The 25,550-nt window shown below is 70.2% G+C and carries 19 protein-coding genes and 1 pseudogene; 16 read left to right on the forward strand and 4 right to left on the reverse strand.

Annotation, left to right across the window (positions count from 1 at the left end; all coding sequences use genetic code 11):
- Nucleotides 1–35: 35 nt before the first annotated feature.
- Nucleotides 36–857, reverse strand: coding sequence for a C40 family peptidase (locus ACZ7DY_RS05675; protein WP_471130558.1), 822 nt, complete (start codon nt 855–857; stop codon nt 36–38).
- An 877-nt stretch (nt 858–1,734) separates the two neighbouring features.
- Here ACZ7DY_RS05675 and ACZ7DY_RS05680 point away from each other — a divergent pair.
- The 15 genes from ACZ7DY_RS05680 to recQ all read left to right on the forward strand — a co-directional run bounded on the left by ACZ7DY_RS05680 (nt 1,735) and on the right by recQ (nt 20,078).
- On the forward strand, nt 1,735–2,094 hold the full coding sequence (locus ACZ7DY_RS05680) for an NADH-quinone oxidoreductase subunit A (RefSeq protein WP_003992243.1): 360 nt from the start codon (nt 1,735–1,737) through the stop codon (nt 2,092–2,094).
- Nucleotides 2,095–2,115: 21 nt separating this feature from the next.
- Nucleotides 2,116–2,670, forward strand: coding sequence for a NuoB/complex I 20 kDa subunit family protein (locus ACZ7DY_RS05685; protein ID WP_471130561.1), 555 nt, complete (start codon nt 2,116–2,118; stop codon nt 2,668–2,670).
- Nucleotides 2,667–3,389: an NADH-quinone oxidoreductase subunit C gene (locus tag ACZ7DY_RS05690; RefSeq protein ID WP_471130564.1), complete on the forward strand. Its 723-nt coding sequence runs from the start codon at nt 2,667–2,669 to the stop codon at nt 3,387–3,389. The genes ACZ7DY_RS05685 and ACZ7DY_RS05690 overlap by 4 nt, the downstream gene beginning before the upstream one ends.
- The gene (locus tag ACZ7DY_RS05695) at nt 3,389–4,723 is read left to right on the forward strand and encodes an NADH-quinone oxidoreductase subunit D (RefSeq protein WP_471130567.1); all 1,335 of its coding nucleotides are present in this window, start codon (nt 3,389–3,391) and stop codon (nt 4,721–4,723) included. Before ACZ7DY_RS05690 ends, ACZ7DY_RS05695 begins: the two co-directional genes overlap by 1 nt.
- Before the next feature lie 38 nt (nt 4,724–4,761).
- Nucleotides 4,762–5,568: an NADH-quinone oxidoreductase subunit NuoE gene (gene nuoE / locus ACZ7DY_RS05700; protein ID WP_471132320.1), complete on the forward strand. Its 807-nt coding sequence runs from the start codon at nt 4,762–4,764 to the stop codon at nt 5,566–5,568.
- A complete protein-coding gene (gene nuoF, locus ACZ7DY_RS05705) occupies nt 5,568–6,929 on the forward strand; it encodes an NADH-quinone oxidoreductase subunit NuoF (RefSeq protein WP_471130569.1) in 1,362 nt (453 codons plus the stop codon). Before nuoE ends, nuoF begins: the two co-directional genes overlap by 1 nt.
- Nucleotides 6,926–9,439 carry an NADH-quinone oxidoreductase subunit G gene (locus ACZ7DY_RS05710; RefSeq protein WP_471130572.1) on the forward strand — a complete coding sequence of 838 codons (2,514 nt, stop codon included), beginning with the start codon at nt 6,926–6,928 and terminating at the stop codon, nt 9,437–9,439. Before nuoF ends, ACZ7DY_RS05710 begins: the two co-directional genes overlap by 4 nt.
- A 38-nt stretch (nt 9,440–9,477) precedes the next feature.
- Nucleotides 9,478–10,812 (forward strand): NADH-quinone oxidoreductase subunit NuoH, encoded by a 1,335-nt coding sequence (nuoH, locus tag ACZ7DY_RS05715; protein WP_471132323.1) that lies wholly within the window; start codon nt 9,478–9,480, stop codon nt 10,810–10,812.
- Nucleotides 10,805–11,476 (forward strand): NADH-quinone oxidoreductase subunit NuoI, encoded by a 672-nt coding sequence (gene nuoI / locus ACZ7DY_RS05720; RefSeq protein ID WP_471130574.1) that lies wholly within the window; start codon nt 10,805–10,807, stop codon nt 11,474–11,476. Before nuoH ends, nuoI begins: the two co-directional genes overlap by 8 nt.
- On the forward strand, nt 11,473–12,312 hold the full coding sequence (locus tag ACZ7DY_RS05725; RefSeq protein ID WP_471130577.1) for an NADH-quinone oxidoreductase subunit J: 840 nt from the start codon (nt 11,473–11,475) through the stop codon (nt 12,310–12,312). Before nuoI ends, ACZ7DY_RS05725 begins: the two co-directional genes overlap by 4 nt.
- The gene (gene nuoK, locus ACZ7DY_RS05730; RefSeq protein WP_006133113.1) at nt 12,309–12,608 is read left to right on the forward strand and encodes an NADH-quinone oxidoreductase subunit NuoK; all 300 of its coding nucleotides are present in this window, start codon (nt 12,309–12,311) and stop codon (nt 12,606–12,608) included. Before ACZ7DY_RS05725 ends, nuoK begins: the two co-directional genes overlap by 4 nt.
- A 14-nt stretch (nt 12,609–12,622) precedes the next feature.
- Nucleotides 12,623–14,569, forward strand: a complete 1,947-nt coding sequence (gene nuoL, locus ACZ7DY_RS05735; protein WP_471130579.1) for an NADH-quinone oxidoreductase subunit L — start codon at nt 12,623–12,625, stop codon at nt 14,567–14,569.
- 5 nt (nt 14,570–14,574) lie between these two features.
- The gene (locus ACZ7DY_RS05740; protein ID WP_471130582.1) at nt 14,575–16,146 is read left to right on the forward strand and encodes an NADH-quinone oxidoreductase subunit M; all 1,572 of its coding nucleotides are present in this window, start codon (nt 14,575–14,577) and stop codon (nt 16,144–16,146) included.
- Nucleotides 16,143–17,792, forward strand: a complete 1,650-nt coding sequence (gene nuoN / locus ACZ7DY_RS05745) for an NADH-quinone oxidoreductase subunit NuoN (RefSeq protein WP_471130584.1) — start codon at nt 16,143–16,145, stop codon at nt 17,790–17,792. Before ACZ7DY_RS05740 ends, nuoN begins: the two co-directional genes overlap by 4 nt.
- Nucleotides 17,793–17,969: 177 nt before the next feature.
- A complete protein-coding gene (recQ, locus tag ACZ7DY_RS05750) occupies nt 17,970–20,078 on the forward strand; it encodes a DNA helicase RecQ (RefSeq protein WP_471130586.1) in 2,109 nt (702 codons plus the stop codon).
- A 168-nt stretch (nt 20,079–20,246) separates the two neighbouring features.
- On the opposite strand, the gene fahA is transcribed toward recQ, so the two are convergent.
- Nucleotides 20,247–21,560, reverse strand: coding sequence for a fumarylacetoacetase (gene fahA / locus ACZ7DY_RS05755; RefSeq protein WP_471130588.1), 1,314 nt, complete (start codon nt 21,558–21,560; stop codon nt 20,247–20,249).
- Nucleotides 21,561–21,997: 437 nt separating this feature from the next.
- Here fahA and ACZ7DY_RS05760 point away from each other — a divergent pair, with 437 nt between their 5' ends.
- The gene (locus tag ACZ7DY_RS05760) at nt 21,998–22,819 is read left to right on the forward strand and encodes an HAD family hydrolase (RefSeq protein WP_471130590.1); all 822 of its coding nucleotides are present in this window, start codon (nt 21,998–22,000) and stop codon (nt 22,817–22,819) included.
- A gap of 188 nt (nt 22,820–23,007) precedes the next feature.
- Here ACZ7DY_RS05760 and ACZ7DY_RS05765 read toward each other — a convergent pair whose 3' ends face one another.
- Both ACZ7DY_RS05765 and ACZ7DY_RS05770 read right to left on the reverse strand, forming a co-directional pair.
- Nucleotides 23,008–24,996: a CocE/NonD family hydrolase gene (locus ACZ7DY_RS05765; RefSeq protein WP_471130593.1), complete on the reverse strand. Its 1,989-nt coding sequence runs from the start codon at nt 24,994–24,996 to the stop codon at nt 23,008–23,010.
- A gap of 151 nt (nt 24,997–25,147) precedes the next feature.
- Nucleotides 25,148–25,483 (reverse strand): annotated as a pseudogene (locus ACZ7DY_RS05770) (peptide MFS transporter); the annotation flags it as partial.
- Nucleotides 25,484–25,550 lie beyond the last annotated feature (67 nt).

The following is a 25,550-nucleotide window of genomic DNA, read 5'->3' on the forward strand; positions in this document are numbered from 1 at the left end:
GGGTTCCGGCCCTCGGTCGTGTCTCTAAGAGGCCGTCAGAGGACGCGCACGGCGCCCGAGGCCGGGTAACCCGACAGGTCCTGGATGACAACGCCCTTGCCGGGGTTGGCGGCGTCCAGGTACTGGCCGTTACCGATGTACACACCGACGTGGTACGCGGAGCCCTTGCCGCCCCAGTACAGGATGTCGCCGACCTGGAGGTTCGAGGTGCCGACCTCGGTGCCCATCGTCGACTGGTCCTGCGAGACGCGCGGGAGGTCCACGCCCGCCTGCTTGAACGCGGCCTGCACGAGGCTGGAGCAGTCCCAGGCGTTGGGGCCCGAGGCACCCATCACGTAGGCGTCACCGAGCTGGGCCTTCAGGAAGCTGATGACCGTGCCGACGCTGCCGCCGGCCGGGGCCGGGGCGTCCGCGGTGGAGGCGGTGGAGGAGCCGGCGGACTGGGTGGAGAGCGAGGTGCGCTCGCTGGCGCGCGAGGCGCGCTCCTCCTCGGCCTTCTTGGCGGCGGCCGCCTTGGCCTTGCGCTCGGCCTCGGCCTTCTTCTCGGCCTTGGCCTGGTCTTCCTTGGCCTGCTTGGCGGCCTTGGCGGCGGCCGCGTCCTGCTCGGCGCGCGACTCGTAGGTGTCCGCGGCCTGCTGGGTGGCGGCCGCCGACTGCGCGATCTGGGCGGACAGATCGGTGGTGAGCGTGGGCATCTCGATGGTCTCGGTCACCGGCTCGGCCGCGTTCGCCGTACCGGCCGCCGCGGCCACTGCCAGGGTGCTGAGGACGCCACCGGCAACTCCGGCGCGCAGGGCAATCTTCGAGGCGCTGCGACGGGGCTTCCGGTGGCTGGGTATGTGAGCGGTGTGGGACATGAGAACAACCGCTATCAGGGACTCACGGTTCCCTTCAAGAAACGTGTGCTGCGCCACAGTTGTGCGGTGAGGCCGTGAATCCCGGGCGTGTCGCTCTTTATTGACGCCGTAACGGGCAATGCGGACACCGCCGATCACGCCTGTGATCATGGGTTTTCTGTGATACGTCCGAATTGCCCGCGGTCTACCACCCGTTGAGTCCGTTGGCCAAGCCCGGCTTATTCGGGACGTGGCGCTTGTGGCGCAGGTCACATGGTGATGCCCTCGGGGATCTCCCTGAGATCTCGCCGAGACATCCCTGAGATCTCCCGCGCTTTTCCGGCGCGACTTGAGGGGGCGGAGTGTCGAAGTCGTGGGGGAGGCGGGGCGCGACGGTCACGTGCGTGGGGGGTGACCGCCGCGCGCGGGGTGGGTCGGGGGTGGAGGGCGAGGGCGCGAGCGCCGGTGACCCGGCCCGGCGGGCGCTCGTGAATCGGCGCACGCGTCCACATCCGTCCACACCCCTGCCGCCAAAGTGTGAACGCGGCCCCTCTATCAAGGGTTCGCGTCCAGCGCCAATTTGCTTGCAGGTGCCACCGCTTGATAGGGCGACACCTCTTCGACCAGCGGTGACGCGCTGAGATGTCACCTCTAGTGATCACTCAGGCGCTTCGCGTATGAAGATCACCGCTCATCCGACTTCATGATCCTTCGTCAGGTGGTGGAGATCACAAAGCCGTTGACGCACCCCGTGTCGCAGATCACAGACCGGCGGGCATAAGATGCGGGGCAGTTGGGCTTGTGACCTGCTTCACATGTAAGCGATCTTCGGTGGGAATCGGGGCGCGGGTCCGACGCAACCGCCAACAGTCAGTGCCGACTGAGAGGAGCGAGGAGCGTGAACGCCTATGCGCCCATCCTCGTGCTGGGAGCCCTCGGGGCAGGCTTTGCGATCTTCTCCGTGGTCATGGCCACGCTTATCGGTCCAAAGCGGTACAACCGCGCGAAGCTAGAGGCCTATGAGTGCGGCATCGAGCCGACACCGACGCCGGCAGGCGGCGGGCGATTCCCCATCAAGTACTACCTGACGGCGATGCTCTTCATCGTCTTCGACATCGAGATCGTCTTCCTCTATCCCTGGGCCGTCACCTTCGACGCGCTGGGGATTTTCGGGCTCGTGGAGATGCTGCTCTTCGTGCTCACCGTCTTTGTCGCCTACGCGTACGTATGGCGTCGCGGCGGCCTGGAATGGGACTAAGGGTCTGAGGGGTCAAAGAGCATGGGACTCGAAGAGAAACTGCCGAGCGGATTTCTGCTGACCACCGTCGAGCAGGCCGCGGGCTGGATGCGGAAGTCCTCCGTCTTTCCCGCCACGTTCGGCCTCGCCTGCTGCGCCATCGAGATGATGACGACCGGGGCCGGGCGGTACGACCTGGCCCGTTTCGGCATGGAGGTCTTCCGCGGCTCGCCGCGACAGGCGGATCTGATGATCGTGGCCGGTCGGGTGAGCCAGAAGATGGCGCCGGTGCTGCGGCAGGTCTATGACCAGATGCCCAATCCCAAGTGGGTCATTTCCATGGGGGTTTGCGCGTCCTCGGGCGGAATGTTCAACAATTACGCGATTGTCCAGGGTGTGGATCACATTGTCCCGGTCGACATCTATTTGCCCGGCTGTCCGCCCCGCCCCGAGATGCTGATGGACGCGATTCTCAAGCTCCACGAGAAGATCCAGAACACCAAGCTCGGCGTGAACGCGGAAGAAGCGGCCCGTGAGGCGGAGGAGGCGGCCCTCAAGGCGCTCCCCACCATTGAGATGAAGGGGCTGCTGCGGTGAGCGACGCGCACGACGAGCACCCGAACGGCAACGGCGTACCGGCCCCCCGCGACGAGGCCGGCGAGGTCATCGGCGTCCGCAGGGGCATGTTCGGCGCCGGAGACGGCGGGGACACCTCCGGCTACGGAGGGCTCGTACGGACCATCACCCTGCCCGGCGCCTCCGCGCGCCCCTACGGCGGCTGGTTCGACGAGACGGCGGACGAACTGGAGGGGGCCCTCGAGGAACAGGGCCTCGTCCCGGAGAACGCGATCGAGAAGACGGTCGTCGACCGCGGTGAGATCACCTTCCACATCGCGCGCGAACACCTGGTCCGCGTCGCCAAGACCCTGCGCGACGACCCGGCCCTGCGCTTCGAGCTCTGCACCGGCGTCAGCGGGGTGCACCTGCCTGGCGACAAGGGCCGCGAGCTGCACGCCGTCTACCACCTGCGCTCGATCACCCACAACCGGCTGATCCGGCTCGAAGTGGCCGTCCCCGAAGCCGATCCGCACATCCCCTCGCTGGTGGAGGTCTATCCCACCAACGACTGGCACGAGCGCGAGACGTACGACTTCTTCGGTCTCGTCTTCGACGGCCACCCGGCGCTCACGCGGATCATGATGCCGGACGACTGGCAGGGCTTCCCGCAGCGCAAGGACTACCCCCTCGGCGGCATCCCCGTCGAATACAAGGGCGCCCAGATCCCGGCTCCGGACCAGCGGAGGTCGTACAGCTGATGTCTGCCACTCAGGGAACATCCCACGCTTCCCCCCGCGAGACGACCGAGGGGACCGTATATACGGTCACCGGCGGCGACTGGGACGAGGTGGTCCGGTCCGCGGCCAGGGCCGACGACGAGCGCATCATCGTCAACATGGGCCCGCAGCACCCGTCCACGCACGGCGTGCTCCGCCTCATCCTGGAGATCGAGGGCGAGACCGTCTCCGAGGCCCGCTGCGGCATCGGCTACCTGCACACCGGCATCGAGAAGAACCTCGAATTCCGCACGTGGACGCAGGGCACGACGTTCGTCACGCGCATGGACTACCTGACGCCGTTCTTCAACGAGGCGGCGTACTGCCTCGGGGTCGAGAAGCTCCTCGGCATCGAGGACCAGATCCCCGACCGCGCCTCCGTCATCCGCGTGCTCCTCATGGAGCTCAACCGCCTCTCCTCCCACCTGGTGTGCATCGCCACCGGCGGCATGGAGCTCGGCGCCACGACGATCATGATCTACGGCTTCCGGGATCGTGAACTCGTTCTCGACCTCTTCGAACTCATCACCGGCCTGCGGATGAACCACGCGTACATCAGGCCCGGCGGACTCGCCCAGGACCTGCCGCCCGGCACGGTCGACCAACTGCGCGAGTTCGTGAAGAAGATGAAGAAGAACATTCCCGAGTACGACAAGCTCGCCACCGGGAACCCCATCTTCAAGGCGCGCATGCAGGACGTCGGCTACCTCGACCTCGCCGGCTGCATGGCGCTCGGCGCCACGGGCCCGGTCCTGCGGTCCGCCGGACTCCCGCACGACCTGCGCAAGTCGCAGCCCTACTGCGGTTACGAGAACTACGAGTTCGACGTGCCGACCGCCGACACCTGCGACTCCTACGGGCGCTTCCTGATCCGCGTCGAGGAGATGCGGCAGTCGCTGCGCATCATCGAGCAGTGCGTGGACCGGCTCGCCCCCGGCCCGGTCATGGTCGAGGACAAGAAGATCGCCTGGCCCGCCCAGCTGGCCCTCGGCCCGGACGGCCTCGGCAACTCGCTCGACCACATCAAGAAGATCATGGGCACCTCGATGGAGTCCCTCATCCACCACTTCAAGCTGGTGACCGAAGGATTCCGGGTGCCGCCCGGGCAGACGTACACCGCGGTCGAGTCGCCCAAGGGCGAACTCGGCGTGCACGTCGTCTCCGACGGGGGCACCCGCCCCTACCGGGTCCACTTCCGCGACCCGTCCTTCACCAACCTGCAGGCCATGGCGGCGATGTGCGAGGGCGGCCAGGTCGCCGACGTCATCGTCGCCGTCGCGTCCATCGACCCCGTGATGGGAGGCGTCGACCGGTGACCAGCACCCCTGAGCAGGGCACGGGCGTCAGCCTGGGCATGCCCCAACTCCCCGCCCCCGACTACCCCGCCGACGTGCGGGCCCGGCTGGAGACGGACGCCAAGGACATCATCGCCCGCTACCCCGGGTCCCGGTCCGCGCTCCTGCCCCTGCTGCACCTCGTGCAGTCCGAGGAGGGCCATGTCACGCGCACGGGCATGCAGTTCTGCGCCGACATGCTGGGCCTGACCACGGCGGAGGTCACGGCCGTCGCGACCTTCTACACGATGTACCGGCGCAAGCCGTCGGGCGACTACCAGGTCGGCGTCTGCACCAACACGCTCTGCGCCGTCATGGGCGGCGACGCGATCTTCGAAGAGCTCAAGCAGCACCTCGGTGTCGGCAACGACGAGACCACCGAGGACGGCAAGATCACCCTTGAGCACATCGAGTGCAACGCCGCCTGCGACTTCGCCCCCGTGGTGATGGTCAACTGGGAGTTCTTCGACAACCAGACCCCCGAGTCCGCCAAGCGGCTCGTCGACGACCTGCGCGCGGGCGCACCGGTCGCGCCCACCCGCGGGGCGCCGATCTGCACGTACAAGGAGACCGCCCGGATCCTCGCGGGCTTCCCCGACGAGCGGCCCGGCGCCGTCGAGGCGACCGGCGGCGCGGGCCCCGCCTCACTGATCGGCCTGCGCCTGGCCAAGGGCGAACTGCCGCAGCCGCGCGTGGTCCACCCGCGCGCGGGCGGCCCGCAGGACGAGACGCCTCCCGAGCACCTCAGCTCGCACGACGCACCGCAGCAGACCTCGGCATCCGACCCGGCGCACCCGGCAGGACCGACCGCCGAGGAGGGGGAGTGATGACCTTGGCAGCCGAGATCAACAACGAGACCAGCCCGGAGAAGCTGCTCGCACCGGTCCTTTCGGCCTTCTGGGACGAGGACAAGTCCTGGACGCTGGAGACCTACCGGCGGCACGACGGATACGAGGGCCTGCGCAAGGCGCTCGCCATGGAGCCCGACGACCTCATCGCGTACGTGAAGGACGCGGGTCTGCGGGGCCGCGGCGGCGCGGGCTTCCCCACCGGGATGAAGTGGCAGTTCATCCCGCAGGGAGACGGCAAGCCGCACTATCTTGTTGTCAACGCCGACGAGTCGGAGCCGGGGACCTGCAAGGACATCCCGCTCCTCTTCGCGAACCCGCATTCCCTCATCGAGGGGATCGTGATCGCCTGCTACGCGATCCGGTCGTCGCATGCCTTCATCTACCTGCGGGGCGAGGTCGTCCCCGTGCTGCGTCGCCTGCACGAGGCCGTCCGCGAGGCCTATGCGGCGGGCTACCTCGGCAAGAACGTGCTGGGCAGCGGACTCGATCTTGAGCTCACCGTGCACGCGGGCGCGGGCGCGTACATCTGCGGTGAGGAGACCGCGCTGCTCGACTCACTGGAAGGCCGCCGTGGCCAGCCGCGACTGCGTCCCCCTTTCCCTGCCGTCGCGGGCCTCTACGCATGCCCCACTGTGGTGAACAACGTCGAGTCCATCGCATCCGTTCCCGCGATCCTCCAGCGCGGAAAAGAGTGGTTCAAGTCGATGGGCAGCGAGAAGTCGCCCGGCTTCACGCTCTACTCGCTGAGCGGCCACGTCACCAGCCCCGGCCAGTACGAGGCGCCGCTCGGCATCACGCTGCGCCAGCTGCTCGACATGAGCGGTGGCATGCGGGCCGGGCACCGGCTCAAGTTCTGGACGCCCGGCGGCTCCTCGACGCCGATGTTCACCGACGAGCACCTCGACGTCCCGCTCGACTACGAGGGCGTCGGCGCCGCCGGATCGATGCTCGGCACGAAGGCGTTGCAGTGCTTCGACGAGACCACGTGCGTGGTGCGGGCCGTGACCCGCTGGACGGAGTTCTACGCCCACGAGTCCTGCGGCAAGTGCACGCCCTGCCGCGAAGGGACCTACTGGCTGGTGCAGTTGCTCCGCGACATCGAGGCCGGCAAGGGCGTCATGGCCGACCTCGACAAGCTGAACGACATCGCCGACAACATCAACGGCAAGTCCTTCTGCGCCCTGGGCGACGGCGCGGCCTCGCCGATCTTCTCCTCACTGAAGTACTTCCGCGAGGAGTACGAGCAGCACATCACCGGCAAGGGCTGCCCCTTCGACCCGGCCAAGTCGACTCTCTGGGCCGACAGGCCCACTGAAAACGCGCAGGTGAACGCATGACAGTGACCACGAACAGCGCTCCCTCCGGGGGCGGGGAGCCGGCCGTTCCGCCCGAGGACCTCGTCTCGCTGACCATCGACGGCATCGAGATCAGCGTCCCCAAGGGGACGCTGGTGATCCGCGCCGCCGAGCTCCTGGGCATCGAGATCCCGCGGTTCTGCGACCACCCGCTGCTCGACCCCGCGGGCGCCTGCCGCCAGTGCATCGTGGAGGTGGAGGGCCAGCGCAAGCCGATGGCGTCCTGCACGATCACCTGCACCGACGGCATGGTCGTGAAGTCGCAGCTGACCTCGCCCGTCGCGGAGAAGTCACAGCGCGGCGTGATGGAGCTGCTGCTCATCAACCACCCGCTGGACTGCCCCGTCTGCGACAAGGGCGGCGAGTGCCCGCTGCAGAACCAGGCGATGCAGGTCGGCGACACGGACACCCGCTTCGAGGGCAGGAAGCGGACGTACGAGAAGCCGGTGCCGATCTCCACACAGGTGCTGCTCGACCGCGAGCGGTGTGTGCTCTGCGCGCGCTGCACCCGGTTCTCCAACCAGATCGCCGGCGACCCGATGATCGAGCTGATCGAGCGGGGCGCGCTCCAGCAGGTCGGCACCGGCGAGGGCGACCCGTTCGAGTCGTACTTCTCCGGGAACACCATCCAGATCTGCCCGGTCGGGGCGCTGACCTCGGCGGCGTACCGCTTCCGCTCCCGCCCCTTCGACCTGGTCTCCTCGCCCTCGGTGTGCGAGCACTGCTCGGGCGGCTGCGCGACGCGTACGGACCACCGGCGCGGCAAGGTCATGCGGCGGCTCGCGGCGGACGACCCCGAGGTCAACGAAGAGTGGATGTGCGACAAGGGGCGCTTCGGCTTCCGGTACGCGCAGCGCCCGGACCGGCTGACCACGCCCCTGGTGCGCGACGCGTCCTCGGGTGAGCTGGAGCCGGCGAGCTGGCCCGAGGCCCTGGAGGCCGCGGCCACCGGTCTCGCCGCGGCGCGCGGCCGGGCCGGGGTCCTGGTCGGCGGCCGCCTCACCGTGGAGGACGCCTACGCGTACAGCAAGTACGCGCGCGTGGCGCTCGACACGAACGACATCGACTTCCGCGCGCGGGTGCACAGCAGCGAGGAGGCCGACTTCCTCGCGGCCCGGGTGGCGGGCCGGGGCCGGGACCTCGACGGGAGCGGCGTCACGTACGCCCTCCTGGAGAAGGCGCCCGCCGTACTGCTCGCCGGATTCGAGTCCGAGGAGGAGGCGCCCGGCGTCTTCCTGCGGCTGCGCAAGGCCTGGCGCAAGCACGGCCAGCGCACCTTCTCCCTCGCGCCGTTCGCGACCCGCGGCCTGGCGAAGGCGGGCGGCACGCTGCTGCCCGCGGCGCCCGGCACCGAGACCGAGTGGCTGGACGCGCTCGCCGCGGGCGTGGGCCTGGAGGGGCCGGGGACCGAGGCGTCCGATGCGCTGCGCGCCGCGGGCTCCGTCATCGTCGTCGGCGAGCGGCTCGCGGCCGTGCCCGGCGCCCTCACCGCCGCCGTGCGCGCCGCCACGGCGACCGGCGCCCAGCTGGTGTGGATCCCGCGCCGGGCGGGTGAGCGGGCCGCCGTCGAGGTGGGCGCGCTGCCGTCGCTGCTGCCGGGCGGACGTCCGGCCACCGACCCGCGCGCGCGGGACGAGGTCGCGGCCGCCTGGGGCGTCGCCGAACTCCCGCACCGCTACGGCCGCGACACCGGCCAGATCATCGAGGCCGCCGCGACCGGCGAACTCGGTGCCCTTCTGGTGGCGGGCGTCGAAGTAGCCGACCTGCCCGATCCGGCACGCGCGCGTGCGGCGCTCGACGAGGTCGGCTTCCTCGTCTCGCTCGAGCTGCGGCCCAGCGAGGTGACGGAGCGCGCGGACGTGGTGCTGCCGGTGGCCGCGGTCGCGGAGAAGCCGGGCACCTTCCTCAACTGGGAGGGCAGGGCGCGGATGTTCGACGCCGCGCTCAAGCCGGACCAGATGACGCGCAGGCTGGCGCCCACCGACGCGCGCGTGCTGCACATGCTGGCCGACGCGGGCGACATCCACCTCGGCCTGCCCGACCTGGTGACGCTCCGCCGCGAGCTGGACCGGCTCGGCGGCTGGGACGGGCCGCACGCGACGGCGCCCCTGGAGACCGGCGCGCAGCCGCCGCGGCCCGCCGCCGGCGAAGCCGTGCTCGCCGGACACCGGCTGCTGCTCGACCAGGGCCGCCTCCAGGACGGCGACGAGGCGCTGGCCGGCACCCGGCACGCGGCCCACGCGCGCGTGTCGGCGGCGACCGCGGCCGAGGCGGGCGTGAAGGACGGCGACGTGCTCGCCGTCAGCGGCCCGGCGGGGACGACCGAACTGCCGCTCCAGATCACGCAGATGCCCGACCGCGTGGTCTGGCTGCCGCTGAACTCGACCGGGGGAGGCGTCACGTCCGACACCGGCGCGCGCCCCGGCGAACTCGTCCGCATCGGCCCGGCGGTCCTGCCGGAGCCCACCGAGGCCCCGGAGGTGACGTCGTGACGCACACGCTGGTACCGCTTGCGGCGGAGGACCTGTCCATGTTCGGCCGCGACCCGTGGTGGCTGGTCGCCGTCAAGGCGGTCTTCTGCTTCGCGTTCCTGATGGTGACGGTCCTCCTCGCCATCGTGTGGGAGCGCAAGGTCGTCGCCTGGATGCAGCTGCGCATCGGCCCCAACCGCAACGGCCCCTGGGGACTGCTGCAGTCTCTCGCCGACGGCGTCAAGCTGATGCTCAAGGAAGACGTGATCGTCAAGCGCGCGGACAAGGTGGTCTACGTCCTCGCCCCGATCGTCGCCGCGATCCCGGCCTTCATGGCGATCGCGGTGATCCCCTTCGGGCCCGCGGGCAACGAGGTCTCGATCTTCGGTCACCGCACCACGATGCAACTCACCGACCTGCCGATCGCGATGCTCTACATCCTCGCGGTCGCCTCCGTCGGCATCTACGGCATCGTCCTCGCGGGCTGGAGCTCCGGATCGACGTATCCGCTCCTCGGTGGTCTGCGCTCCTGCGCGCAGATGATCTCCTACGAGATCGCCATGGGCGCCGCCTTCGCGTCGGTCTTCCTCTACTCCGGGTCGATGTCGACGTCGGCGATCGTGGAGGCGCAGGCGGACCGCTGGTACGTGCTGCTGCTGCCCGTCTCGTTCATCATCTACATCATCACGATGGTCGGCGAGACCAACCGCGCGCCGTTCGACATGCCGGAGTCCGAGGGCGACCTCGTCGGCGGCTTCAACACCGAGTACTCCTCCATCAAGTTCGCGATGTTCATGCTCGCCGAGTACGTCAACATGGTCACCGTCTCGGCGGTCTCGACCACGCTCTTCCTGGGCGGCTGGCGGGCCCCGTACCCGGTCAGCACGTTCTGGGAGGGCGCGAACCACGGCTGGTGGCCGATGCTCTGGTTCGTGATCAAGGTCCAGGTGCTGCTGTTCTTCTTCATCTGGCTGCGCGGTTCGCTGCCCCGCGTCCGCTACGACCAGTTGATGAAGCTCGGCTGGAAGGTCCTGATCCCGGTCTCGGTGGTCTGGCTGATGCTCGTCGCCACCGTCCGGGCCATGCGGAACGAGGACTACGACTTCGCCTCGATCGCCCTCTACGTCGGCGGGGGAGTCATCGCGCTGCTGTTGCTCTCCGTGGTCGTGGACATCTTCCGCGACAAGCGTGAGAAGGCAGCCGCGGCCGAGGAGGAGCCGGTCGCCTTCGACCCGATGGCGGGCGGATATCCCGTGCCGCCGCTGCCCGGGCAGAGCCTGCCACCCGTCCCGCGCCGGCGTCCGCGCCATGAGCGGGAGCTGATTGTCAGTGGTGGCCCGGATACTCAAAGTGACGGAACCCGAACTGAGGGAAAGGAGGCGTCCGATGGCTGAGTCGAACCAGGATCCGCACCAGGAGTCCCACGAGTCGAACCAATCGAAGCAGGGGTTCCAGAACCCCGTCGCGGGCTTCGGCGTGACCTTCAAGGCCATGTTCAAGAAGCGGCTGACCGAGCAGTATCCGGAGCAGCAGAAGACCACCGCTCCCCGCTTCCACGGCCGGCACCAGCTGAACCGCCATCCGGACGGCCTGGAGAAGTGCGTCGGCTGTGAGCTCTGCGCCTGGGCCTGTCCCGCGGACGCCATCTATGTGGAGGGCGCCGACAACACCGACGAGGAGAGGTACTCCCCGGGCGAGCGGTACGGCCGCGTCTACCAGATCAACTACGCCCGCTGCATCCTGTGCGGCCTGTGCATCGAGGCGTGCCCCACGCGCGCGTTGACGATGACGAACGAATTCGAGCTGGCCGACAGCAGCCGCGCGAACCTCATCTACACCAAGGAGCAGCTGCTCGCCGGCCTCGATGAGGGCATGGTCGACTCGCCGCACGCCATCTACCCGGGCATGGACGAGCAGGATTACTACCGCGGCCTGGTGACCGAGGCGGCGCCGGGGACGGTGCCCCAGGTCGCCGTCTCCAAGGGGGAGACGCCGCAGGAGGGTGCCTCGGACTTCGGGGACGGCGAGCCGGCGTCGGAGCAGGTGATCGGCCGATGACGCAGCTCGCCGCCTACTCCACCTCCACCGGTGAGGCGTTCCAGTTCTGGGTGCTCGGCACGGTCGCGGTGATCGGCGCCCTGTGCACCATCCTCATGAAGAAGGCCGTGCACAGCGCGCTCTGCCTCGCCGGGACCATGATCATCCTTGCGGTGTTCTACCTGGCGAACGGCGCGTACTTCCTGGGCATCGTCCAGATCGTCGTCTACACCGGCGCGATCATGATGCTCTTCCTCTTCGTGGTCATGCTCGTCGGCGTCTCCGCCGCCGACTCCCTGACCGAGACCATCAAGGGCCAGCGCTGGCTCGCCCTCCTGTGCGGGCTCGGCTTCGCGGTGCTGCTCTTCGCGGGCATCGGGAACGCCTCGGTCAAGGAGTTCAACGGCCTCGGCAAGGCGAACTCCGGCGGCAATGTGGAGGGCCTCGCCCGACTCATCTTCACGAAGTACGTCTTCGCCTTCGAGATCACCGGCGCCCTGCTCATCACGGCCACGGTCGGCGCGATGGTGCTCACCCACCGCGAGCGCACCGAGCGCGCCAAGACCCAGCGCGAGCGGTCCGAGGAGCGCGTGCGCGCGGGCAAGCACCTGCCGCCGCTGCCCGCCCCCGGCGTGTACGCCCGGCACAACGCCGTGGACATCGCGGGCCTGCTCCCCGACGGCACCCCGTCGGAGCTCACGGTCAACCAGACGCTCCGTGAGCGCGGCCAGATCCGCGACGTGTCGAGCGAGGCGCTGGACGACCTGCGGGCGCTGGAGCAGCGCTCCACCGACCGCCTGGCCCGGACCGACCTGCGCCGCACCGATGCCGGGCGGACCGAGGAGGCGTCCAAGTGAACCCCGTCAACTACCTGTATCTCGCCGCGCTGTTGTTCACGATCGGCGCGACCGGTGTGCTCATCAGGCGGAACGCGATCGTGGTGTTCATGTGCGTCGAGCTCATGCTCAACGCCTGCAACCTCGCGTTCGTGGCCTTCTCCCGGCTGCACGGCAACCTCGACGGCCAGATCATCGCGTTCTTCACGATGGTCGTCGCCGCCGCGGAGGTCGTGGTCGGGCTCGCGATCATCGTGTCGCTGTTCCGTTCCCGCCACTCGGCCTCGGTCGACGACGCCAGCCTGATGAAGCTGTAAGGGGTCGCTGAAAAGTGGAGAATCTGATCGCGCTGCTCGTCGCGGCGCCTCTGCTCGGAGCGGCCGTCCTGCTGTGCGGCGGGCGGGCCCTGGACCGCGTGGGCCACTGGCTCGGCACGCTGCTCGCGGCCGCTTCGTTCGTCGTCGGCGTCGTGCTGTTCACCGACATGCTGGGCAAGGGCGCCGAGGAGCGCTCGCTGTCGCAGCACCTGTTCAGCTGGGTCCCCGTGGAGGGGTTCCAGGCGGACGTCGCCTTCCAGCTGGACCAGCTGTCGATGACGTTCGTCCTGCTCATCTCCGGTGTGGGCACCCTGATCCACATCTACTCCATCGGGTACATGGAGCACGACGAGCGGCGCCGCCGCTTCTTCGGCTACCTGAACCTCTTCCTCGCGGCGATGCTCCTCCTCGTCCTCGCCGACAACTACCTGCTGCTGTACGTCGGGTGGGAGGGCGTCGGTCTCGCCTCGTACCTCCTGATCGGCTTCTGGCAGCACAAGCCCAGCGCGGCCACCGCCGCGAAGAAGGCCTTCCTGGTCAACCGGGTCGGCGACGTGGGCCTTTCGATCGCCATCATGCTGATGTTCACCACCTTCGGGACCTTCGCCTTCGGGCCGGTCCTCGAGGCGACGGGCGATACGAGCGAGGGCAAGCTCACCGCCATCGGCCTGATGCTGCTGCTCGCCGCGTGCGGCAAGTCCGCGCAGGTGCCGCTGCAGTCCTGGCTGGGCGACGCGATGGAGGGCCCGACCCCGGTCTCGGCCCTGATCCACGCCGCCACCATGGTGACCGCGGGCGTGTATCTGATCGTCCGCTCCGGCGAGATCTTCAACGCCGCGCCGGACGCGCAGCTCGCCGTCACCGTCGTCGGAGCGGTCACGCTCCTGTTCGGTGCGATCGTCGGTTGCGCCAAGGACGACATCAAGAAGGCCCTCGCGGGCTCGACGATGTCCCAGATCGGGTACATGATCCTGGCCGCGGGCCTCGGCCCCATCGGCTATGTCTTCGCGATCATGCACCTGGTGACGCACGGCTTCTTCAAGGCCGGGCTCTTCCTCGGCGCCGGCTCGGTCATGCACGGCATGAACGACGAGGTCGACATGAGGAAGTACGGCGGCCTCCGGAAGTACATGCCGGTCACCTTCGTCACCTTCGGCCTCGGCTACCTCGCGATCATCGGCTTCCCCGGTCTGTCCGGCTTCTTCTCCAAGGACAAGATCATCGAGGCGGCGTTCGCCAAGGGCGGCACACAGGGCTGGATCCTCGGCTCGGTGGCGCTCCTGGGCGCGGCCATCACCGCGTACTACATGACCCGCGTGATGCTCATGACCTTCTTCGGAGAGGAGCGGTGGCGCAACCGCCCGACCGCCTCCCCGGACCAGCCGGACGTCGAGCCCGCCGCGGAGCACCGCGGCGAGCACGAGGAGCCGCACCCGCACGAGTCCCCGAAGTCCATGACGATCCCGATGATCGTGCTCGCCTTCGGCTCTGTCTTCGCGGGCGGATTCTTCAGCATCGGCGACCGCTTCATGCACTGGCTGGAGCCGGTCACCCACCACGACCACGGTGACTCGCCGCTGAGCGCGGCCGCCGTCACGGGCGCCACCATGGTGGTCCTCGTCATCGGCGTCGCTCTCGCCTACGTCCAGTACGGCCGCCGGCCCGTCCCGGTCGTCGCCCCGCGCGGCTCGCTGCTCACCCGGGCCGCCCGCCGCGACCTCCTCCAGGACGACTTCAACCACGTCGTCCTGGTCCGTGGCGGCGAGCACCTCACGCGGTCCCTGGTCTACGTCGACCACACCCTGGTCGACGGAGTCGTCAACGGCACGGCGGCCTCGGTCGGCGGCCTCTCCGGCCGGCTGCGCACACTGCAGAACGGCTACGCCCGCTCCTACGCGGTCTCGATGTTCGGCGGCGCTGCGGTACTCATCGCCGCGACCCTGCTGATGAGGGCGGTCTGATACCGATGTCCTTTCCCCTCCTGACAGCGACGGCGGTCCTGCCCGCGGTCGGCGCGATCGCCACGGCGGCCGTCCCGGCCGCCCGGCGGTCCGCCGCCAAGTGGCTGGCGCTGCTCGTCTCGCTCGCCACGCTCGGCCTCGCGGTCGCCGTGCTCGTACGGTTCGACCCGGACGGAGACCGTTATCAACTGACCGAATCGCACGCCTGGATCGCGGACTTCGGGGTGCGGTACGAGCTCGGGGTCGACGGCATCGCCGTCGCGCTCGTCGCGCTCACCGCCCTCCTGATGCCCTTCATCATCCTGGCGGGCTGGCACGACGCGGACCCCCTGGAGACGAAGTCGTCCCGCTGGCGGCCGACCCAGGGCTTCTTCGCCCTGATCCTGGCCGTCGAGGCGATGGTGATCATCTCCTTCGAGGCGACCGACGTCTTCGTCTTCTACATCTTCTTCGAAGCCATGCTCATCCCGATGTACTTCCTCATCGGCGGCTTCGGGGACCGCGCCCACGCGGGCAGCGACGAGAACGCCTCGGCCCAGCGGTCGTACGCGGCCGTGAAGTTCCTCCTCTACAACCTCGTCGGCGGCCTCATCATGCTCGCCGCGGTCATCGGTCTCTACGTGGTGGCGGGGAACTTCTCGCTCCAGGAGATCACCGAGGCCCGCGCCGACGGCACGCTCGACATGGCGACCAACACCGAGCGGTGGCTCTTCCTCGGCTTCTTCTTCGCCTTCGCGGTGAAAGCGCCGCTGTGGCCGCTGCACACCTGGCTGCCGAACGCGATGGGGGAGTCCACCGCCCCGGTCGCCGTGCTGATCACCGCCGTGGTCGACAAGGTCGGCACCTTCGCGATGCTGCGGTTCTGCCTCGGGCTCTTCCCCGAGGCGAGCGACTGGGCGACGCCGGTCGTCCTCGTCCTCGCCCTGATCAGCATCATCTACGGCGCGCTGCTCGCGGTCGGCCAGCGCGACATCAAGCGCCTGGTGGCGTACGCGTCGATCTCGCACTTCGGCTTCATCATCCTCGGCATCTTCGCGATGACCTCTCAGGGCCAGTCCGGCGCGACGCTCTACATGGTCAACCACGGCATCTCGACCGCCGCCCTGATGCTGGTGGCCGGCTTCCTGATCTCGCGGCGCGGCTCGCGGCTCATCGCGGACTACGGAGGCGTGCAGAAGGTCGCCCCGGTACTCGCGGGCACCTTCCTCGTCGGCGGCCTGGCGACCCTGTCGCTCCCCGGGCTCGCGCCCTTCGTGAGTGAATTCCTCGTCCTGGTCGGCGCGTTCGCGCGCTACCCCGTGGTGGGGATCATCGCGACCGTCGGCATCGTGCTCGCCGCGCTGTACACCCTCGTCCTCTACCAGCGGACGATGACGGGCCCGGTGAAGGCGGAGGTCTCCGCCATGCCCGACCTGCGGGTGCGTGAACTGGTCGTCGTGGCCCCGCTGATCGCGCTCCTGATCGGCCTCGGTGTCTACCCGAAGCCGCTCACCGACCTGGTGAACCCGGCGGTCAAGCACACGATGTCCGACGTCCAGAAGAAGGACCCCAAGCCCGAGGTGGAGGCGGCCAAGTGAGCGCATCAGCCGTCCACAGCCTGTGGACAACCGCGGCCGATCCCATCGACAAGATCGACGCACCCAACATCGAGTACGGGCAGCTGTCGCCGACGTTGATCGTCATCGGCGCGGCCGTCATCGGAGTGCTCATCGAGGCCTTCGTCCCGCGCAAGTCCCGTTACTACGCCCAGCTGTTCGTCTCCGTGGTCGCCCTGGCCGCCGCCTTCGCCGCGGTCGTCGGGCTCGCGGCCCGCGGCTTCGGCACCACCAAGGCCCAGGTCGCGGCGATGGGCGCGATCGCGGTCGACGGCCCCGCCCTCTTCCTGCAGGGCACCATCCTGCTCACCGGGATCGTCGCGATCTTCACCTTCGCGGAGCGCCGCCTCGACCCGGTGGCGCACGGAAACCGCGTCGACTCGTTCGTGGCGCAGGCCGGGTCGGTGCCGGGCAGCGAGAGCGAACAGGCGGCCACCAAGGCCGGGTTCGCCACGACCGAGGTGTTCCCGCTGGCGCTCTTCGCCATCGGCGGCATGCTCGTCTTCCCCGCGGCCAACGACCTCCTGACGCTCTTCATCGCGCTGGAGGTCTTCTCCCTGCCGCTGTACCTGCTCTGCGCGCTCGCCCGCCGCAAGCGCCTGATGTCGCAGGAAGCCGCCGTCAAGTACTTCCTGCTCGGCGCCTTCGCCTCGGCGTTCACGCTCTTCGGCATCGCGCTCCTGTACGGGTACGCGGGCTCCGTGTCGTACGCGACGATCGCCGACGTCGTCGAGGGCAACGTGAAGAGCGTGGACCCGGCGCTCGCCGACACCATGGGCAACGACGCGCTGCTCCTGATCGGCGTCGCGATGGTGGTCATGGGGCTGCTCTTCAAGGTGGGCGCGGTCCCCTTCCACATGTGGACCCCGGACGTGTACCAGGGCGCCCCGACGCCGGTCACCGGCTTCATGGCGGCGGCGACGAAGGTGGCCGCGTTCGGCGCGCTCCTGCGCCTCCTCTACGTGGTCCTGCCGGGCCTGCGCTGGGACTGGCGGCCGGTGATGTGGGGCATCGCGATCATCACGATGCTGGGCGGCGCGATTATCGCGATCACCCAGACCGACATCAAGCGGCTCCTCGCGTACTCGTCGATCGCGCACGCCGGCTTCATCCTCGCCGGTGTGATCGCCACCACCCCGGACGGCATCTCCTCCGTCCTCTTCTATCTGGCGGCCTACTCCTTCGTGACCATCGGCGCGTTCGCCGTCGTCACGCTGGTGCGGGACGCGGGCGGCGAGGCCACGCACCTGTCGAAGTGGGCGGGGCTCGGCCGCAGGTCGCCGCTGGTCGCCGCGGTCTTCGCGGTCTTCCTGCTCGCCTTCGCCGGCATCCCGCTGACCTCCGGGTTCGCCGGGAAGTTCGCGGTCTTCAAGGCGGCGGCCGAGGGCGGCGCAGGCGCGCTGGTCGTGGTCGGTGTGCTGTCGTCGGCGATCGCCGCGTTCTTCTACATCCGCGTGATCGTGCTGATGTTCTTCAGCGAGCCGAAGGCGGACGGCCCCACGGTCGCCGTGCCCTCGCCGCTGACGATGACGGCGATCGGCGTGGGCGTCGCGGTGACGCTGGTCCTCGGCGTGGCCCCGCAGTACTTCCTGGATCTGGCGAACCAGGCGGGGGTCTTCGTCCGGTAGCCGATTTCTTTTCGCACAAGTGTTGCCGCCCGGCATCCCGAGAAGGGGTGCCGGGCGGCGGCCTGTGGATAACTGTCCGGGGTGTCGGTGGGGAGCCCTATCGTGGAGGCAGTGGTCGAGGCAGTGGCTGAGGCGGCGCGTACGGCGGGGGACAGGGCGATGGATGGGACCAGAGACATGAGTGAGGTGACGGCGCCGGCATCGGTGCCGGGCGCGGCGGCCGGCGGCACGACCGGTGGCACGACCGGCGGCGTGGGCGGAGGTGTGACGGAGAGCGACGCCCTGCGCACGCTCCACCGCGTCTTCGGGTACGACGCCTTCCGCGGCGAGCAGGAAGCCGTCATCGACCACGTGGTGGGTGGCGGTGACGCCGTCGTCCTGATGCCGACCGGCGGCGGCAAATCCCTCTGCTATCAGATCCCCGCCCTGGTCAGGCCGGGCACGGGCGTCGTGATCTCGCCCCTCATCGCCCTCATGCAGGACCAGGTGGACGCCCTGCGGGCGCTCGGCGTCCGGGCCGGGTTCATCAACTCCACGCAGGACTTCGACGAGCGGCGCGTGATGGAGGCGGAGTTCCTCGCGGGCGAGCTCGACGTGCTCTATCTCGCCCCGGAGCGGCTGCGCCTCGACGCCACCCTGGACCTCCTCTCGCGGGCCAAGATCTCCGTCTTCGCCATCGACGAGGCGCACTGCGTGGCGCAGTGGGGCCACGACTTCCGCCCCGACTACCTGGCGCTCTCCCTGCTCGGGGAGCGCTGGCCCGACGTGCCGCGGATCGCCCTGACGGCCACGGCCACGCACGCCACGCACCGGGAGATCACGCAGCGGCTCGGCATGCCCGACGCCAAGCACTTCGTGGCCAGCTTCGACCGGCCGAACATCCAGTACCGCATCGTGCCGAAGGCCGAGCCGAAGAAGCAGCTCCTCGCCTTCCTGAAGGAGGAGCACCCGGGCGACGCCGGCATCGTCTACTGCCTCTCGCGCAATTCGGTGGAGAAGACCGCCGAGTTCCTCTGCAAGAACGGCATCGAGGCCGTCCCGTACCACGCGGGTCTGGACGGCGGCACGCGCGCCGCCCACCAGTCCCGCTTCCTGCGGGAGGAGGGGCTCGTCGTCTGCGCCACGATCGCCTTCGGCATGGGCATCGACAAGCCCGACGTCCGCTTCGTCGCCCACCTCGACCTGCCCAAGTCGGTCGAGGGGTACTACCAGGAGACGGGCCGCGCGGGCCGCGACGGCCTGCCCTCCACGGCCTGGATGGCGTACGGCCTCCAGGACGTCGTCCAGCAGCGCAAGATGATCCAGGGCAGCGAGGGCGACGAGGCGTTCCGGCGCCGGGCCGCCGCGCACCTGGACTCGATGCTGGCGCTCTGCGAGACCGCGCAGTGCCGCCGCGCCCAGCTCCTCACCTACTTCGGGCAGGAGGCGACCGCGGAGTCCTGCGGGAACTGCGACACCTGCCTCACCCCGCCCGAGACCTGGGACGGCACGGTGGCGGCGCAGAAGGTGCTCTCCACGGTGGTGCGGCTGCAGCGCGAGCGCGGCCAGAAGTTCGGCACGGGCCAGATCATCGACATCCTGCTCGGCAAGAAGACCGCGAAGGTCATTCAGTTCGACCACGACCAGCTCTCCGTCTTCGGCATCGGCGAGGAGCTGGCGGAGGGCGAATGGCGGGGCGTGGTCCGGCAGTTGCTGGCCCAGGGTTTGCTCGCGGTCGAGGGGGAGTACGGCACGCTGGTGCTCACCGAGGCGAGCGCCGCCGTCCTGGGCCGCGAGCGCGAGGTGCGGCTGCGCAAGGAGCCGAAGCGGGCGCCGGCGGCGCGGGCGTCCAAGGGCGAGCGCAAGGCGAAGTCGGCGGCGGCGGTCGCGGAGCTGCCCCAGGAGGCGGTGCCGCTCTTCGAGGCGCTGCGCGCCTGGCGTGCGGCCCAGGCGAAGGAGCAGGGCGTCCCCGCGTACGTGATCTTCCACGACGCCACGCTCCGGGAGATCGCGACCCTGCGGCCCACCTCCGTGGCGGACCTCGCGGGCATCAGCGGCGTGGGCGAGAAGAAGCGCGCGACGTACGGCGAGGGCGTGGTCGGCGTCGTCGCGGAGCTGTCGGCCACGGGGGCGGCCCCCGACAGCGCCCCGGCGCCGACCGCCCCGGCCGAGCCGGCACCCGCGCCGCCCCAGGCCTCCTCGCAGCCCCAGCCCCAGCCCCAGACCGCAGCCCCCGCCCCGACCCGGTCCTCCGCCCCGTCCGATGACAGGGGCCTGGACTGGGACATGGAGGAACCGGACTGGTAGAGAGCCCGGACCTGGACCGGCAGGGAGCTGGGCCCGGACCGGCAGGGACCCGGACCCAGGCCGACAGGGAGCCGGACCCGGGCCCGCCGAGCCCGGACCCGGACCGGCAGGCAGCCGGGCCGGGAGCCGGACCCGCACAAGTCCGGGCGGGCCCGTAGGCCCCGTTACTCAGCGGGCAGCGACGACGCGGCCCGTCACCTCGCCGAGGCCGACCTTCGTGCCGCCCGGGCCCGGGGCCCAGGCCGAGAGGGTGACCTCGTCGCCGTCCTCCAGGAACGTCCGCTTGCCGTCGGGGAGTTCGAGGGGGTCGCGGCCGTTCCAGGTGATCTCGATCAGGGAGCCGTACTGGCCGGGCTCAGGGCCGCTCACCGTGCCCGAACCGTACAGGTCACCGGTGCGCAGGGAGGCGCCGTTGACCGTCATGTGCGCCAGCTGCTGCGCGGCCGTCCAGTACAGGCCGGAGAACGGCGGCTCGGAGATGACTTGGCCGTTGAGGGTGACCGTGATGCGCAGGTCGTAGCCGCCGGGCTCGTCCGCCGCGGACTCGGCGGAGTCGTCCAGGTAGGGCAGGAGCGGGTGCGTGCGCTCGGGGGGCCTGACCCGCGCCGCGTCCAGCGCCTCCAGCGGGGTGATCCACGCCGAGACCGAGGTGGCGAAGGACTTGCCGAGGAACGGGCCGAGCGGCACGTACTCCCAGGCCTGGATGTCGCGCGCGGACCAGTCGTTGAGGAGCGTGAGCCCGAAGACGTGCTCCCGGAAGTCCGCCAGGGGCACGGGAGTTCCGTGCGTGGAGGGGGCGCCGACCACGAAGCCCACCTCGGCCTCGATGTCGAGGCGGACCGAGGGGCCGAAGACCGGGGCGGTGTCGGCGGGCGTCTTGCGCTGACCGGTCGGGCGGACCACGTCCGTGCCGGAGACCACGACGGTGCCGGAGCGGCCGTGGTAACCGATGGGCATGTGCTTCCAGTTGGGGGTGAGCGGGGCCGGCGCGTCCGGGCGGAACATCTTGCCGAGGTTGGTCGCGTGGTTCTCCGACGCGTAGAAGTCGACGTAGTCGGCGACCTCGAAGGGCAGGTGCAGCGTCACGTCGGAGAGGGGGTGCAGCAGGGGGCGCACCGCCTCGCGGTGGGACGGCACCGTCACCCACGCGGTCAGGGCGCGCCGCACGTCGGACCAGGCCCGGCGGCCCGCGGCGAGCAGCGGGTTCAGGGTGGGCCTCGCGAGGAGCGAGACGTAGGGGGAGCCGAGCGCGGCGGCCGCGGCGCCCGCGTCCAGGACGTACGAGCCGAGCCGTACCCCGACCCTGCGGCGATGGTCCTCCTCGCCGAGCAGGGAGAAGACGCCGTAGGGGAGGTTGTGCGGTCCGAAGGGGTCGCCCTCGGGCAGGCCGAAGGGGTCGCCATCGGGGTGACCGGTGGTGCCGCCTCCGGGGAGGTCGGTGAAGTCACCGGCGGCCGGGTCGAGCGGGGTCTGCTCGGACATGCGTACCTGCCTCGCTTTCCATAGGGGTGTGCCACACGTTACGTGTGAAGGGCCTGGTAGCGGCAGTGTCCAAAGGGTCCGTCCTGTCCGGATGGGCCCTGCGGAGGCGGCCGGCTCGCACGGCTGAGCGGGCCCGACACCGGCACCCCCCGGTGCAGCTACAGCGCGAACAAAGTTATGGGCCGCGCGCCGGAGGGTCGGGAGAAGGGCCTCCGCGGTCACCGAACGAGTACGTCTTGGAACGTCTGTCGCCCTCGGACCAAGGTTTCGGAATGCCAAATTCCACTCTATGGCGGAGCTTTGGGGCCTCCGGGGCAGAGCTCAGGTCCCGCGCCGCCCCGGCGCCGGTGCCTCACGTCCGGCGCCGTGACCCCCGGCCCCACACGCACCGTGCCAAGCAGCTTCCGGCCGGGCCCAGGATCCGTATTCTCTGGATCATGGCCGCTCCCCTCGCATATGCACTCATCGCCACTGACCTGGACGGGACGCTGCTGCGCGGCGACGACACGGTCTCGGACCGGTCGCGGCGGGCGCTGGCCGCCGCGGGCGAGCGGGGCGCCCGGCATCTGGTGGTGACGGGCCGCCCGGCGCCCCGGGTGCGGCCGCTCTTCGACGCGCTCGGCTACGACGGCCTGGCCGTCTGCGGTCAGGGCGCGCAGCTGTACGACGCGGGGGCGGACCGGATGGTGTGGTCGGTCACGCTGGACCGGGAGTTGGGCGAGACCGCGCTCGGCAAGATCGAGGCGGAGGTGGGGCAGGTCTACGCGGCGGTGGACCAGGACGGCGTGGACGGCCTCACGCTCATCGAGCCGGGGTACGAGATGCCGCACCCCACCCTCCCCGCCGTGCGGGTGCCGCACCGGGAGGTGCTGTGGGAGGAGCCCATCAGCAAGGTGCTGCTGCGCCATCCGGCGCTGGCGGACGACGAGTTGGCGGCGGTGGCGCGGGACGCGGCGGGCTCGCTCGCGACGGTGACCATGTCGGGCCCCGGCACGGTGGAGCTCCAGCCGTGCGGGGTGACCAAGGCGACGGGGCTCGCGCTGGCCGCCGAGCGGCTCGGCCTGACCGCCGCGGACACGGTCGCCTTCGGGGACATGCCCAATGACATCCCCATGTTCCTGTGGGCGGCGCACGGGGTGGCCATGGCCAACGCGCACGGCGAACTCAAAGCGGTGGCCGACGAGTTGGCTCTCTCGAACGAGGACGACGGCGTCGCCGTCGTCCTCGAACGCTTCCTGCGGGGCAGGGCCTGGCCCTAGGGCGTGTCCGCGAAGTCGCGTCTGGCCCGCGACGCCTGGCACGCGCGCTCGCCGCGTTGTCGGGCCCGCCCGAGTACGTCCGGTACGAGGGCGAGCCGCCGCCTTGCGATCGCCCGCACCAGACGCCGCGGGCCCAGACACCGCGGGCCACGCCCTTCGGGCGAACGACGCGACTTCGCGGACACGCCCTAACCGGCGGTCCGCCGGATCCGTTTCTCCCAGGTGCGGTGGAAGACGACCTCCTCGCCGTCCCGGCACACCAACTCGTCCGAGGTGATGAAGTCCGCCGCGTCACAGGTGATCTCCGAGCGCGTTCGGACGCTCACGTCCCAGCCGAGTTCGGGCCGGTGCAGGCGGATCGTCCAGTCCGAGCGCGTGCGGGCGCTCAGCGGGTCGTCCTCCTGGATCGTGTATGTCTCCAGGGCGTCCTCGGTGAACTCCAGGCCGTCGGGGTACACGCGCGCGCCGCCGTACCGCGGATCGACCTCGAGGCGCCACTCGCCCTTGGCGACATCGCGTACGACGAGGCGCTCGGGGCGCTCCTCGTCCAGCGTCGCCGGATACACCACGCCCAGCGGCTCCGACTGCTCCGGCGGCCCGAACGTGATCGAGGGATCCAGGTCGCCCTCGCGCACGGGCAGTTCCAGCGAACTGCCCACCGGTTCGAGGGTGAAGCCGACCGAATCCGCCTGCGGCCAGATCCAGGGCCAGTACGCCGAGGAGACCGCGAGCCGGATGCGGTGGCCGGGCGGGAAGGTGTGGCCGATGCCGTTGAGCTCGAAGGTGACGTCCTCGGTGGCGCCGAGCGGCCAGGCGTCCGCGCGGTCCCTGCCGTGCCGGGCGGAGAGGTTCAGCACGCCCCGGGTGACCAGGGTGGAGGAGCCGTCCGGTGCGACGTCGCAGAGGCGGGCGATCGCCTGCCCGTACGGCACGTCCATGCGCAGCCGCAGCGTCACCCTGGGGCGCCCCAGGATGCGTACCTCGGCGGGCACCTCGAACTCGAAGCACGCCGACTTCGCGTCCTCGTCCCGCTGGTCCGGCGGCAGGTCGGCGTCGTTGCCGAAGGGGAAGAAGCGGCCCGCGTCCAGGCCCGTGTGCTGCGGCGAGCGGACGACGACGGGGGTGCCCTGGAGGGCGTGGGGGACGGGCGTGACGTTCGGGGAGGGCCAGGACGGGTCACCCACCCAGCCGCCGCCGAGCTCCGCGTAGACGGTCGCCGGCGGGTGCGAGTCGCTGATCCAGGAGCGCAGCTTCGGCTCGGCCAGCACGCCGGTGTCGATGCCCTTCAGGTGCTGGTCCCACCAGCGCAGGGTCTCCTGGAGGAAGCCGATCGCGGGCCCGGGCAGCAGCCCCCGGTCCGGGTACTGGTGCGACCAGGGGCCGATCAACCCCCGTACCTCGCCCGGGAGATGCTCGACCAGGCGCAGCACCGTGTCGCGGTACGGGTCGTGCCAGCCGCCGACCGCGAGCACCGCGGCGCCGATCGCGGAGTAGTCCTCGCCGACACTGCCGTGCCGCCAGTAGTCGTCGCGGGTCTGGTGGTCGAGCCAGGTGTGGATGAAGGGCTCGACGGCGTCGAGGCGGGTCAGCCACATGTCGCGCCACGCGTCGCCCACGAAGTGCGGGTCCGGCGGGCGCGAGACGAACGCCAGCATCGTCGCCGCCCACGCGTGCATGTCGACGGCGAGCACGGAGCCGCCCATGTAGTGCACGTCGTTGTCGTAGCGGTCGTCGGCGGAGCAGACCGTGACGACGGCCTTGAGCGGTTCGGGGGCGAGCGTCGCGATCTGCAGGGAGTTGAAGCCGCCCCAGGAGATGCCGAACATGCCGACCTTGCCGCTCGACCACTCCTGCGCGGCCAGCCAGTTCACCACCTCGATACCGTCGGCGAGCTCCTGCGCGGAGTACTCGTCGGTGGGCAGGCCCTCGCTGTTGCCGTGGCCGCGGACGTCGACGCGCACGGAGGCGTAGCCGTGGCCCGCGTACCAGGGGTGGCGCTGGAAATCGCGCGGCGCCGTCCAGTCGCTGAGGCGGTGGGGGAGGTACTCGAGGAGCACGGGGACGGGTTCGTCGGTGACCGGGCGCCACACGCGCGCGTAGAGCTTCGTCCCGTCGGCGAGGGGGATGCGGATGTCGTCGCGGGTCGTCTCGTACGGAAAGGAGTCACGGATCTGCATGAGTGGAACCTCGGTGGACGGGGTGCATGGTGCGGCGCAGCCACGGGGCGAGAGCGATCACGGCGATGCCCGCGAGACCACGCCGAAGGCGATCTTGTTGGAGGCGTGCGGCCGGCGGCGGAGGCGGGCCCAGACCGCGGCGGCGTTGGTGGAGGCCGGCAGGATCATCGTCGAGTAGGCCTGGAAACAGGCCGAGCCCCACCCGCGTCATCGTCGCCGTCGGCACCGCCATCGCGTAGTGGCCGCAGGCGATGAGGGCGCCGCCCCACAGCACCGCGCGGCAGGAGCCGGGCATGCGGTCGGCGAGCCGGCCGCCGGCCACGGAGACCAGATGGACCAGCGTGCCGTAGGCCGCCGAGACCGACGCGGCCGTCCCCGCCACCATGCCCAGGCCGCGCGGCTGCCCGAAGAGGGCGTGGCCGTCGCCCGGTGGCGGGTCACCGGTCGGTTCGGCTGGCGGCTCGTACTCGGCCGTAGTACGGGACAAAGAGGCTGCTCCCGGTCGTTACGGTTCATGTGGCACCAGGTCGGGCTTCCCGGTCGTATGGGCTGAT

Source organism: Streptomyces sp. NPDC037013, assembly GCF_055607265.1.